The organism is Prevotella sp. oral taxon 313 (genome assembly GCF_003043935.1).
Lineage (GTDB): Bacteria > Bacteroidota > Bacteroidia > Bacteroidales > Bacteroidaceae > Prevotella > Prevotella jejuni.
In genome coordinates this window covers 1,252,968-1,266,412 of record NZ_PYXE01000001.1, presented here as the reverse complement: position 1 = coordinate 1,266,412, position 13,445 = coordinate 1,252,968, and the positions used below count along the sequence as shown (strand labels likewise).

At 38.7% G+C, this 13,445-nt stretch carries 9 protein-coding genes; all 9 read right to left on the bottom strand.

Annotated features, from left to right (window positions below):
• Positions 1-21: 21 nt before the first annotated feature.
• Positions 22-2,778, bottom strand: coding sequence for a TonB-dependent receptor (locus AXF23_RS04900; protein ID WP_107624500.1), 2,757 nt, complete (start codon positions 2,776-2,778; stop codon positions 22-24).
• Positions 2,779-3,268: 490 nt separating this feature from the next.
• Positions 3,269-3,784 carry a hypothetical protein gene (locus AXF23_RS04895; protein WP_107624499.1) on the bottom strand — a complete coding sequence of 172 codons (516 nt, stop codon included), beginning with the start codon at positions 3,782-3,784 and terminating at the stop codon, positions 3,269-3,271.
• Positions 3,781-5,751, bottom strand: coding sequence for an NAD(+) synthase (locus AXF23_RS04890; protein WP_107624498.1), 1,971 nt, complete (start codon positions 5,749-5,751; stop codon positions 3,781-3,783). The genes AXF23_RS04895 and AXF23_RS04890 overlap by 4 nt, the downstream gene beginning before the upstream one ends.
• 13 nt (positions 5,752-5,764) lie before the next feature.
• Positions 5,765-6,985 carry a DUF2027 domain-containing protein gene (locus AXF23_RS04885; protein WP_107624497.1) on the bottom strand — a complete coding sequence of 407 codons (1,221 nt, stop codon included), beginning with the start codon at positions 6,983-6,985 and terminating at the stop codon, positions 5,765-5,767.
• 184 nt (positions 6,986-7,169) lie between these two features.
• Positions 7,170-8,441, bottom strand: coding sequence for an S-adenosylmethionine:tRNA ribosyltransferase-isomerase (locus tag AXF23_RS04880; protein WP_107624496.1), 1,272 nt, complete (start codon positions 8,439-8,441; stop codon positions 7,170-7,172).
• Positions 8,442-8,449: 8 nt separating this feature from the next.
• A complete protein-coding gene (locus AXF23_RS04875; protein ID WP_107624495.1) occupies positions 8,450-9,145 on the bottom strand; it encodes a phosphatase PAP2 family protein in 696 nt (231 codons plus the stop codon).
• Positions 9,146-9,180: 35 nt separating this feature from the next.
• Complete coding sequence (locus tag AXF23_RS04870; protein WP_107624494.1) at positions 9,181-11,736, bottom strand: BatD family protein; 2,556 nt, start codon at positions 11,734-11,736, stop codon at positions 9,181-9,183.
• 10 nt (positions 11,737-11,746) lie between these two features.
• Positions 11,747-12,433: a tetratricopeptide repeat protein gene (locus AXF23_RS04865; protein WP_107624493.1), complete on the bottom strand. Its 687-nt coding sequence runs from the start codon at positions 12,431-12,433 to the stop codon at positions 11,747-11,749.
• A 4-nt stretch (positions 12,434-12,437) separates the two neighbouring features.
• On the bottom strand, positions 12,438-13,433 hold the full coding sequence (locus AXF23_RS04860) for a VWA domain-containing protein (RefSeq protein WP_107624492.1): 996 nt from the start codon (positions 13,431-13,433) through the stop codon (positions 12,438-12,440).
• Positions 13,434-13,445 lie beyond the last annotated feature (12 nt).

The following is a 13,445-nucleotide window of genomic DNA, read 5'->3' as shown; positions in this document are numbered from 1 at the left end:
AGACCTATTATTTTGAAGTGTTTATTTCTTTTTAGGATTTACATTAAATCGCCATGACAGGGATAACATTACATATCGTGGAATACTATTATTCCATGTTTCCGTTCTTCCTTGTGCGTTCATTAAGTATTGAGTATTAGAGAGCTGACGGAGCATATCAAAGCCTTGCAACTTAACTAAAAGTTTTTTATTAATGAAACTGCGACTAAGTTGTGCATTCCATATCCAGTCAGTAGTATTCATTTCTGAGAGCTGATAACCACGGCGAGCAAACATTGTTAGGTCGGTTGTTAATTGTAGTTTCCAAGGCAAAGTTATTTGCGCATTCATACCTATATTATAATCTCCTGCATGAATATTATTAAATCCCTCACGCTGGCTCTTGATAAGATAATATGTACCTCCGCCATGAAGTGTGAACTCATAGTTATCATCGGGACGATAATTAAGTTTCAAGACGTTACTTATCTTCCAGTTATTTACAATACTTCGTTGACTTTGTGTAGCCCCTTGTACCATTGCCATGTCAACGTTATGATTATAGTTAAAGGATGCTTGATTATCAATACTTAATTTCTCTTTTTTATCCAATGGACGGGTATATCCTATCCCTAAATCAATGCGATAGTTACCATTTACGCTAATGGGCTGAACGGTTGAAACACCTGTTTGTTTATCAAATACAAGACTATAAGCCACAGCATTATCCGTCTGATGATAACCCGTATTAATGTTAAGGCGACTATGTTTCTTCCCCTCAAATGTCTTACCACCTTCTATGTCATAATAATGAATATTACGAAGCTGCGTATTGCCTAATATGATATTCATAGGGTTGCTGTCATCACGATAATTAACCATTGTTGTGAGGTCAGGGAATTCAGAATTCATCTTAGCTTTTATCTCCCATGCGTTACCCTTTAACCATATATTAGGTTCAAAGAATATGCTCTGTCGAGACACATCGTGTCGTCCCATGCGTTGATAATAAAGGTTGGCATGAGCTATACGAACAGGCAGATTGACACTTATTTCACACTTCAAGAGTTTACTATGCAAGTCTCTATAGCAGAAGTTAAATTGATGACTATTTTGATACTCAGTAAAGTGATAAGTATTCCCATTATCAAGGACTGTAGCCAAGATGCTTGTGGCAGAGGGCAATCTATCGAACAAACTACTATCACGTCCAGAAATCTTATCAAGACGATAGAGTGGATTATCCGTTTTTATATAAGAATATGCGTAATTATACTCAGGTTGTAAGCTGATATTTCTAAAAGCCCAATTATAACTGATACCAGCTGATAACTTAAGGTTTTGATTAAGGCGGTTTATATATTGATTACGATAATCTCGGGGAAGACTATGCTGTAGATAGGTCAAATCCTGTAGAGAAAAGGTCTTTTGCGTGTTACGGTTATAATTGATTCCAAAGTTCCACCTAATCATATCAGCAATAATGCTGATACCATTTCTATTTTGAAGATTAAAATCAACATTCCTCGATTCAAGGCTATTTGCCGATAGCATACGGTTAAGTAGTGATTGATTATCAGAAGTCTCAATACTACTATTATTTAAGCCATGACTATGGGCATAGGAAAAGGAAAGATTATTAATCGTATAATATTCGTCTTTTTGGATGCATAAATTGCTACCCGCTGTCCAATTATCAGAACTTCCTAACGACTTATACCTGCTATGCTGATATGAATCTCCACCATACAAGAATGTTTGTTTAGATGAGTGAGACTCGTTGTCAGTATTTGTATGATTCCAAAGGCTACTAATATCGAACCAAGAAAAATCATTTCCTAAAAAGCGCATATATTGAGCACCAACCGTTTTAGTCGTCTGCAATCCACTCCCTACATCTTGTGGGCTCCACTCACCATTAAGTGCTGCTCGCTGATTGTCGTTAAGGTTGTTGCTATTGGCAAATATTCCGATGCGTTCTTTGTCAGAGAACTTTATGGCTAAGCCACGTAGCTTATATCTGTTGTTCGAACCTGCACCAGCTTCAACGTTACCCATATAGCCTACGGCATACTCCTTCTTCAGCTTCACATCCATCACATAGTTCTTGTCGCCCATATTACGTCCTGCCAACTTTGAAGCTGCTCCCGACTTGTTAAAAACTTTTATTTTATTAACCGTATAGGCAGGTAGATTCTCCAATGCCAACATTGGGTTCCCACTGAAAAACTCTCGTCCGTTGACTAAAAGGCTTTGAATATACTTGCCATTGACAAATATCTGCCCATCTTTGGTCAGTCGTGCGCCTGGCAACTTGCTAATTAGCGCATCGAGCATGCTCCCCTCTGCAAGGTTGAAAGCATCAGCATTATAAACAATCGTATCGCCTGCGACAACCATTTTAACCTTTGTAGCCTTTACGGTCACTTCTGCCAATTCGTGCGCCTTTGCCAATCGTATAGGCTTTACAGGTACAAAAAACTCACGCTTACTCCTCAAAACACAGCGCATATAGCCGTCCTCATACCCCTCTGCACTTGCCCGCACGATATAATTCCCAACCTTCGTCAAATTTTTTAATTGATAGAATCCCGCATATTCTCCAGCCTCTGCAGGATAGGTAATCGTACTATCAATGACCACACTGTCTGATGTCATCAGGTAAACCTTGGCACTTGGCACTCCAGCTCCCGTCATGTTATCAAGCACTCGCCCTTGAACAGGGATTGCGTCATCTTTTGCATGTACATTACTGCAGCAAAATAATAACATTAACAACAAAAGTAGTCCGTTTCTCATAAGATGTTTTTAGATTTATATTATATCAATGATAAAGATTGTTTAATGTGTTTACAAAGTTAAGTAATATCCTACAGAAAGCGAAGAAAATGAACGTAAAATACTAAAATAACTATTTCATTTTAGGTATAAAATAGATTATTAAATCTAAATATCTTCTTCGTACAGAAACAGAAAAGAAGCAATAATGTTAATATTTTTCCTCTATTCCAAATGTACTACGGCTTAACTACAGTCGAACTAAGCCTTTACTACCATCTAAAAGACGCCCTTTTAGCATGTTGTTAACGCCTTTCTTGACTCTTGTTAGGCATCTTCTCCAACGCCATTTATAACTATCTAAGAACGAGATAGTTGTAAGAAAGATTAAAAGACATTTGTTTCATTCTCCAACCCAACTACTCACAAAATAATGTAAATATATTTTATTACATTCAACAAATAAAGTAGTTCTTTTACTCCAAGTAAAAGAAAGCCTACAATAGCAAACTTAGTTATGGAGTTCTAAAACATATATATCCGACCACACCGTTACATCAACAATCACAGAACTATCCTCTCGCTGAAAACGAAGAATATTACTCGTATGCTTCATGGGTTGTAGTCGATAGCCATGCAATTGAAGTCCAGAGATAAAAACATGGTAATATTCCTTGTTCCAAAAGACGACTTGTAATGCTCCTCCCCTATCGTCAATGATTGCTATACTCGAATTATCCTTCTTTGCAAAGAGTCGATAAAAAGGCTGTTTCTCTTGATTGAATTCGCTGTTTGGACCGACATGCCATCCCCAAAGCTGACGAGCATCGTCATTCACCAGCTCAGTCGGTATTCGTCTAAATCCGTATTTACTAAAAAGAAAGGGGGCTATTGCCCTTTTACCCTTCTGCACCTGATATTGTAACAGGTCTAATATAGGGACTTGGAGCAAAGGAAGATTCCCCTGTGCAAGGCTGCACAGAGGAATCAATAAAAGGATGAAAAGACTTAAAACTGTCCGTTTCATGATAATTCTTCTAACTCTTTGAGCCAATTTGTAGACATAGCGTCTGAAGGCATTCGCCAGTCGCCACGTGGAGAAAGGCTCACGCTGCCCACCTTTGGTCCGTCAGGTAAGCACGAACGCTTAAACTGCTGTGAGAAAAATCTACGATAGAAGAGGCGTAACCAATGTAGAATAACATCATCAGTATAAACACCACGGAAGGCATTCTGTGCCATCCAATAGATTTTAGAAGGACGGAAACCACAGCGCAAGACATAATAAAGGAAGAAATCATGAAGCTCGTATGGACCGACAAGGTCTTCTGTCTTCTGTGCTATATCTCCCTTATTATCAGCTGGTGTCAACTCTGGTGAGATTGGCGTGTCTACAATATCAATCAAAGTCTGACCTACAGTCTTATCCTTTGCTGTATCAGCTGCATAACGAACAAGATACTGTATCAGCGTCTTTGGTATGCTACAGTTAACAGCATACATACTCATGTGGTCGCCATTATAGGTACACCAGCCCAAAGCTAACTCACTAAGGTCGCCTGTACCAATAACAAGTCCATTCAACTGATTACTCAAATCCATCAAAATCTGCGTACGCTCACGTGCCTGCGCATTCTCGTATGTTGAGTCATGAACATTGGCATCATGGCCTATATCTTCAAAGTGCTGCAAGACAGAAGCCTTAATATCAATTTCTCGTATTGTTATTCCAAGACGTTCCATGAGTAGCATTGCATTTTTGTAGGTACGTCCCGTTGTTCCAAAACCTGGCATAGTGACACCCACAATACCCTTACGATCAAGCCCAAGTCTATCGAACGTCTTGACAACTACAAGTAAAGCAAGGGTAGAATCAAGTCCACCACTGATACCAATGACTGCCGTCTTACAATTTGTATGTACTAATCGCTTCGCTAAACCACTAATTTGGATATTGTAAATCTCATCGCAAGCATCCTTTATGTTCTCTGACTTGGGAATGAAAGGATGCTTATCAAACTCACGTGTCAGCACAAGGTCGCGCATAGGATTAAGTGGTGGCATACATTCAACATGGATACCCAACTTACCGATTTGTCCTGTAATACCGACAAGTCCAGAAGCAACAGGACGCTGCGCATTGACAAATGTACTATTAGTGCGACGTTCTCCACGCAGACGTTCGATATCAATTTCAGATATAACTAACTGTGGATCAATCTGAAAACGCTTCGCTTGTTTTAGGAGTGTACCATTTTCATAGATTAAAGCATTACCCCCAAAGACAACATCCTGTGTACTTTCACCAAAACCACTACTGCTATAGACATACCCGCTGATGGTGCGTGCGCTCTGTTGAGACAAAAGATTCTTTAAGTAATCATGCTTACCTATAAGGTCGTCACTCGTTGACAGGTTAAAGATAATCTCAGCACCAGCCAAAGCAAGATGATTACTTGGCGGGGTTGGAGCCCATACATCTTCGCAAATCTCAATAGAGAAGGTCACACCTTCTGATGTGCGGAAAAGCTGTAGTTCGGGTGTTACGAGGATATTACTCCCTGCAAAGTGAATATGCTGTGGACGTAAATCCTGTGAGGAAGCAAACCATCGCTTCTCATAGAACTCACTGTAATTAGGAAGGAATGTCTTTGCAACGATCCCAAGTAGTTTACCCTGCTGTATCACGATTGCACAGTTAAGTAGCAGCGGACCAACAGTAACGGGTGCACCCACAATGACTGTTATATCTAACTGGCGTGTAAATTCAAGTAATCTAAGGACAGATTGTTCGGCATCATCCAACAATAACTGTTGTTGAAATAGGTCTTGACAAGAATAACCCGTCAATGACAATTCTGGGAAAACAATAATCTCTACACCCTGTCCATCAGCAACGGCAATCTGCTTCTCAGTCTCTATGAGATTAAACTTCGTATCAGCAACCTTCACCGCTGGAATAGCTGCAGCAACCTTTATAAGTCCATTTTTCATATAAAAAACTAATTTATTTAATTGTCACTTGGGTAGCTCCGTAGCCATACTCACGGAAAGAAGCATCCTGATAAGAATAATGCTTGTATTTATAGTTGAGCTCATGGATGATGGCATGGCGCAAAACACCTTCGCCCTTGCCATGAATAAAGATGAGTTTCTTACCACGCTGCCCCTTATACTGGTCGAGTGTACGACGGAAAACATCCAATTGATATTCAAGAATATCGGCTGAGGTCATACCAACTGTCGTCTCAAGCAACTCATCAGCATGAAGATCTATGATAATCTTATCATCGTTAAGAATCTGCTTCGCAGGCTTCTTACGCTCAACTTTGTAACGTTTAGCAAGTTCCTCAGTCTTTTTGTCGATCTCTTCTTCAGAAAGACGACTTGGAGAAGAATATCCCACTTTCAGTTTCTCGGTAGCCTCGTCCTCTGCTTTCCTTGTCAGAGGTTCTAACATCGGATGCTGTGCTGGCTTGTCTTTCTCTATTAACGTGTATATCAAAGCTGGTTGTTCAAAGAATACACTCTCGTGGAAAGTATTAAGCTTATAGAACTTCACGGCATCAATCTTAACTTGAAGATCGCAAGTAGGCTTGAGGGTGAAAGGCTTATCCTTCTTATAACTCTGAAGCTGAACACAGCCCTGTAACATGTTATTGAGGTCGGCAAGTGTGAAATCCTCTATGAGTAACTTCATATTAGGTTCTAACTCACCAACAGCTTTCAGTACCCACTTCTCTTCTTGTTTCAATGCGTAAGAGAAATGAACATAGTAATTTGAATCATTGACGAGGTAAGACTTGAAGTGTGTCGTCGTAAGATTCTTAATATCAGTGGGAGTAAAAGCCAAATAGACAGACAACTCATCACCACCAACACGCTCTTTTACTGGGGCTTCAAAATTAATTGAAGGGTCATCATTTGGTTCAATGTCAGCATCGACATCACGCCAATTCTCCCCTACCTCCTCTTCTTCTGCTCCCGCAGCTGTCAATCGTTGCTTAATGCTGCGATTATCCTCACCTTTCTCCATCTTACGTTGCTGCTGGTCGATACGCATCTTAGCACGGTCGGTTGCAGCATCTTCAACAACAACAACCTCATTGACAGGCGTTGGAATCTGAAAGCCATCTTCATCTTCAACCAACACTATCTTTCCTTTGAAACCAGCAATGATTCCACCGCCCGTAGAGCTCAGAAATCTAACTTTATCTCCTATTTTCATCTTTAACCTATCATTATAGTTTATTGGGATTGACACATCTATCTACATTAAAAAGTTTAGTCGCGTCTTCTCCCCATTGAGTATTCTTTATTGAGCACACACCTCCTAATATATCTTACCAGTGGAAATAATGCACTCGATCATTTGGAATGGTACCTCAAAATCTTATATTCACCTTATTATATTAAGGTATAAGTAAAGAGGAGTCACCATAACTTAAGAAACGAAAATCATGACTAAGTGCATAGTCATAGACCTTACGCCAATCACCTTTTAGGAATGCACTTACCAAAAGTAGCAGTGTGGATTGTGGTTGATGGAAATTAGTTACAAGTGCTTTGACTATCTTGTAAGAATAACCTGGCGCTATAATAATCTGTGTGCTTGAGTGAAGTGCGTTCAATCCGTCCCTGTCCAAATAAGTAAGTATATTCCTTATAGCTTCTTCAACAGATACTGCTTTGCCATTCACCTCGACCAGTCCTTCTTCATTATGTGGTAAATCGTATGGTTCCCACTGATTAACGTGGAGGTCCTTCTCAGCCATATCGGGAGCTGACACAAGTTTCACACCCATGTAATAAAGGCTTTCAAGAGTTCTGACGCTTGTTGTTCCAACAGCAATAGCACTGCAATTATGCTGTAAAAGTTTCTCTAAGGTTTGTCGACGAACAACTACATACTCCGTGTGCATACTATGTCCCTCTATCTCGTGGCTCTTTACAGGTTTGAAAGTACCTGCACCCACGTGGAGTGTGAGTTCTTCACGGTCAATACCATGCTCATCCAAAGCATTTAACACCTTATCAGTAAAATGGAGTCCAGCCGTAGGTGCTGCTACAGAACCTTTAATCTTTGAATAAACCGTCTGATAGGTTTCCTTATCACTCTCCTCTGTCGCACGGTTAAGATACGGAGGGATAGGTAATTCACCTACGGCTTCAAGGATTTCTGCAAATGAGATGTTAGCATTATCCCACTCAAAATGAATCCAGTGATTAGTACCACCTGCCTGCTCATGCACCTTGCTGCGGTCCATAGTTGCAGTGAGGGTCAACTTATGTCCTTTGATTTCAAACGCACGCTTTAATGCCCCTTCCTTCCACTTCTTAAGGTTGCCAACCATACAAAGCCACGCGCACTCGTGATTAGTTTGGAACATCAATTCATAATCTGTTGGCTGTGCTGGCTCCATAAGGAATACCTCTATAAGTGCTCCTGTTTCCTTGCGAAAGTGCATACGTGCCTGAATGACTTTCGTATTGTTGAAAACCATTAATGCACCTTTAGGCAAATATTCAGGAAGATTATAGAAAATGTCCTCCGATACTTCACCATGTTTATAAAGCAACAGCTTACTATGGTCGCGCTCTGTTAATGGAAACTTAGCGATGCGCTCATCGGGGAGTGGGTAGTTATAATCAGTAATGCAAATATGTTTTGTATCTTCAGACATAATTTAATTTATATAGATAAGATGGCACGAAATGCCGCATAAATGAATGACAATATAAGTACACAGATAACAACGTCTATATCTGCGAAGCTATAACCTGTTCGCGTATATTTCGTAGAGATATAGTGTAACTTATCACTAAACCGAATATACATGCGAAGGTATAAAAAATAAATGAGAACAGCGACACTTGATCCAAATATCATACCCACAAGTACATCTGAAGGGTAATGGACTCCAAGATAAGGACGGGTTAGTGATACGATAATACTCCACACTATCATCAAGATAGAAAAGATACGGTCGCGTACTAACAGACTAAAAAACACAGCAAGAACAAATGCGTTTGCCGTATGAGAAGAGAAAAAACTGTAGCCATCAGCCACATAATGGTTTACAGAAACAACTATCCCTTGTAAGTCAGGACTATTAAGCGGTCGTGCTCTTGCGATGAGTGGTTTGACAATACCAAGATTGGTACCATTCACTATGAAAAGACCTAATGCAACAGTACCAATAATAAGTATTATCTTCTGCCAATTCTCATTATTCTTTATAACCAGATAAAGTAAAGACGCATAAAGAGGAATCCACGTGTAAGCAGACGTCAACGTGAGCACAAAAGAGTCAAGAAAAATATTCTCACCTCCATTGAATGCGAGTAAAATTGACTTATCAAATGTCTGTAAAGCGTCTAAATTCATCCTTCGATTAAAACAAATGTTAACTGACAACAGACTTAAATAGCCTCAACATTATCAGCCTTAATCCAGCCTTGACGACCATCACTTAATTTGATTTCAGTCCATTGACTCATGCTATTATCTATGATTCTCACTTTCGATCCTTCATGGAGAATAAAGGAGTCAGCAGATTTCTGATCGGGCATCTTTCTAACGACAGTAGAAGGCGACATGATAATACCATGGGTTTCTGAGTCTAATAGATATACCTGTTGTATAGCAAAGAAAGTATTGATAAGGAAGAAGAAAAAGAACAAAGGCAGTACTATCTTAGATAACTTTCTAAGAATTTCTATATCAACAAATAAATAAACAACAAGTGCCACAATAGAAATAAACAGACAAACAAGACTAAGATAAGCCCAGCTATCTATACTAAAAAGATTAACCAATGCCTTATACCAAGTAACAAAAATCATCTCAGACTCAGGAGTTAAATTGTCTATTGTCTTAGACTGCGCTAACTGAAGATTGAAACGAATATCTTCATCACTTGGGGCAAGACGTTGTGCACGCTCATAAGATAATACAGCGTGAGGAATATTATCAAGTCGATAATAGCAGTTACCAAGGTTATAATATAAAGCGGCAGACTCTCCCTGCTTTAATAACTTCTCATAACCCTTCACTGCTTGTACATAATTTCCTTTTTGATAGAGATTATCTACATCTGACTTAGTCTGTGCAGAAAGCTGCGCAGAGAAGAAGAACGACAGACAGAAGAGTAAAGGCAAAAAGAGGAATGCCTTTTTCTTTGAGGATTTCAATTTCTTAATAGCCTCTTCCATATCTGCAATAGCCTTCATTGCAACAGTTAGAGTACGTTTCATATTACCTTTTTCGTCTCCTGGAGCATAACGCTCAAACTCACATTCATCAATAGCAGAGATATAATTATCTATTACTTCCTTTGCTATATCTATCTTACTAAATTGTTCACTCAAATTCTCACGTGACAAATGTTCTACCGGCAGATTTAGCTTATCACTCGCATAACCCCATAAAGTTTGTAATACCTCATCATAGAAATCAAGGTTCTTATTCTTTAACATCAAGAGTTCAGCAGCACGTAAACGACTGGAAGCTATACGATTTGCGTTCTTACCTCGCTTAAAAACCATATCTACACGGTAAGCAAAACGTTTACGATAGTAGAAAGACAAACCACCACCTATACTTAACAGTAGAATTAGAATAATATAATATACTGTAGAACCGAAGAATAAATTACCAATATTGTCAAGAGTGCTGTCACCCTTCTTCAAAGGTAATATGTCCTCATTAGGCAAATCAACAGACAGAATGTCTTTTGAGGAACCATCACCTCGAGATACAACCAAGTCCATTGGCTCAGTCTGTAACGTAATATACTTCTTTTGTGATAAGTCATAATAACAGAACTTTACAGGAGGAATAGCTACAAGACCTTCTTGATGAGGTATTACAACCTGATCATAAATCATGTTTCCTTCAGCTCCCTTTGTAGTAAGCTGAGTTTTGTCTGTTACCTTAACATCATAAGATTCAACTCCCTTAGGAATTTGAATAATAGGCTGCTTAATTAGTTTCAAGTTGCCTGCTCCACTGACAACAACACGAATAGTAATTGGATTGCCAGCTTTAACTTCCTTCTTATTTAATTGTGCCGAGAGATTGAAATGTCCAACACCACCTGAGAAATTAGCAGGACGATTAGGTAAAGGAAGAACCTTTATAGCTAATTCTGGCGCTACGACATCTTTCTTGAAGCTTGTACTCCCTCCATCGATGCCAAAAGCTTCAAAAGGATTGAAACTATTTGGTACCTGAATGACACCATGGAAAGTCAAAGGAGGAACCTTTAATGTACCCGTCATTTGTGGATACATAACATACTGACTCCAAGTGACACAGTTGTACACACGTTTTCCTATACGTTCTTTATGGAAAGTCTTTTGTTGTGGTAAATCTATTTCTTGTACATGAAATCCCGCCAAATCGGGCATTTTACCAATAAGCTGACGTAAGTTCTTTGTTGTATATACCTTATATGTAAGTAAGACTGGCTCCTGCTCATATACAGTGGTCTTATTTGCACTTACCTTGATGAATAAGTCCTTAGCTGTTACCTTTGAAGCAGCTGAACGAGAATCACTTCGCGTATCATAATATCCATTACTCATAGAGCCATGAGACCCTGTAGTAGCCATAATCTTTACAGGTGTTGAAGCTAATTCCTGACCATTCACAAAGATATGTGCAGGGCCAATACTTACGCTACCTTTCTTTGTAGCTACAAATACGTATGTGAATGATACAGAAGATGAACTACTTGCATGTCCATCAATAAATTGATAATTGGATTGTGATGAAGTTGCCGGCCCAAATACTTTTTCAACACCGCTTGACAATCTTCCCAACTGAAATCTACGTACATCTTGAGTATATACAACATATTCAACTTGGAACTCCTCTCCAACAGTTACTTGTTTAGGTGCAGCTACTCGTACTCGTTGTGCTTGTAAGAAACAAACACTCATGAGAGAGAATAATAAAAATATACATCGTTTCATATTTCCAATATTACCAGTTTTTATCAAGTTTTCTATCAGAAGGCTGACGCATGGCTTTTGATAAACGCTCTTGAGTCTCTTTCTCTTGTTGCTTAACAGCATTAAGAAGCTGTTCAGCATTCTCTTTACTCATATCTTGCTTATCTTTCTGCTGATTATTCTTTTTCTGATTGTTCTTTTGATTCTTATTCTGAGACTGCTTCTTCTTATCTTTATCCTTATTGGATTTATTCTTCTTATCACTTGATGATTGCTGCTTCTGCTTTTGTTGCTTCTGCTTTTGTTTACACAACTCAAGGTTATATCGTGCGTTATTGTGGTTTGGATTATGACGTAACGCATTTTTATAAGCCTCTATCGCCTTTGTGTAGTCTTTTTCGTTTTGGAAGATAGTTCCTAAGTTATTGTAACTACTTGACTGACGAATTGGATCCTTCTCTAACTTTGCTGCAGCTTCATAAAACTTCTTTGCTTCTGCGTTCTTCTTCTGTTCTTGTAAGCTTCGGCCTAAATTATAATTAGCAATAGCATTGTTGACATCCTTATCCACTGCTTTGCGATAAAGTATCTCAGATTGAGCATACTTCTTTGAGGAAAAGAGTCTATTCCCTTCCCTTATCAGTTGATTAGATGTTTGGCCATTCATTTCAACAAACATCATCAATAAACACACTATGATATAAAGTCGTTTTGTCATACTCTTACCATCGTCTTTTTCTTTCAAGTAATACGGCATCTGTAATCAGTAGAATAACAACAAGCAATGCTAATGCTTGAAATTGCTCATCAAAGTCGCTATAAGCAATATTATTGATTTTACCTTTTTGAAGTTTATCGAGTTCTCTACCCAGCACAGCATCGGCAGTACTACTATTATTAACATGAAGATATACGCCATGACCTGCGTCAGCAATTTGTTTACACATCTCTTCATTAAGATGTGTCTTAACAACTTCACCGGTCGAAGTCTTTAATAATCCTCCATCTGGCATTGGTATAGTAGCCCCTTCTTTTGAGCCAATACCCAAAATGAAGACTTTTATTCCTTTACTTTGTGCCTGCTTTGCCATTTCTTCAGCACCACCTTCATTATCTTCACCATCTGTTATCAAGATAATAGCCTTACCCACTTTTGAATTAGGTGTGAAGCTATTCATAGAAAGTTGGAGTGCTTTCCCTATGTCAGTACCCTGTGTTTCAATTAATGAAGGGTTGATATTATCTAAAAACATCTTAGCAGAAACATAATCACTTGTTATCGGTAACTGAACAAAAGCATCTCCAGCAAAGACTATTAACCCTATTCTATCCTCGCTAAACTTATTCATTAAGTTCTCTACCAACAACTTACTCTTTTCTAAACGAGAAGGAGCAACATCCTCTGCCAACATAGAGTTACTAATATCAAGTGCTATAATAGTCTCTATTCCTTCTCGCTCCTTGTTAGTTGCAAGTTTACTTCCTATTTGTGGACGGGCAAGAATAAGTATGAGAAAAAGCAATGACAATTCAAGTAACACAAATTTAATCCAACTACGTTTCTTACTTGTCATTGGAGATAGTTGGCGTACAAGTGTGGGATTCCCAAATCTTGCTATTCGTTGCTTACGCTTACGAATAGAATACAAGTAAATCATTACTGATAAAGGTATCAGTAACAACAACCATAGATATATAGGATTATCAAATCTAAACATTCTTCAAATATT

What these genes read in the sequence shown, in the direction of transcription:
- AXF23_RS04870 (WP_107624494.1), bottom strand. Translation starts at nt 11,736, where the DNA reads ATGAAACGATGTATATTTTTATTATTCTCTCTCATGAGTGTTTGTTTC.
- AXF23_RS04880 (WP_107624496.1), bottom strand. Translation starts at nt 8,441, where the DNA reads ATGTCTGAAGATACAAAACATATTTGCATTACTGATTATAACTACCCA.
- AXF23_RS04890 (WP_107624498.1), bottom strand. Translation starts at nt 5,751, where the DNA reads ATGAAAAATGGACTTATAAAGGTTGCTGCAGCTATTCCAGCGGTGAAG.
- AXF23_RS04860 (WP_107624492.1), bottom strand. Translation starts at nt 13,433, where the DNA reads ATGTTTAGATTTGATAATCCTATATATCTATGGTTGTTGTTACTGATA.
- AXF23_RS04885 (WP_107624497.1), bottom strand. Translation starts at nt 6,985, where the DNA reads ATGAAAATAGGAGATAAAGTTAGATTTCTGAGCTCTACGGGCGGTGGA.
- AXF23_RS04865 (WP_107624493.1), bottom strand. Translation starts at nt 12,433, where the DNA reads ATGACAAAACGACTTTATATCATAGTGTGTTTATTGATGATGTTTGTT.
- AXF23_RS04875 (WP_107624495.1), bottom strand. Translation starts at nt 9,145, where the DNA reads ATGAATTTAGACGCTTTACAGACATTTGATAAGTCAATTTTACTCGCA.
- AXF23_RS04900 (WP_107624500.1), bottom strand. Translation starts at nt 2,778, where the DNA reads ATGAGAAACGGACTACTTTTGTTGTTAATGTTATTATTTTGCTGCAGT.
- AXF23_RS04895 (WP_107624499.1), bottom strand. Translation starts at nt 3,784, where the DNA reads ATGAAACGGACAGTTTTAAGTCTTTTCATCCTTTTATTGATTCCTCTG.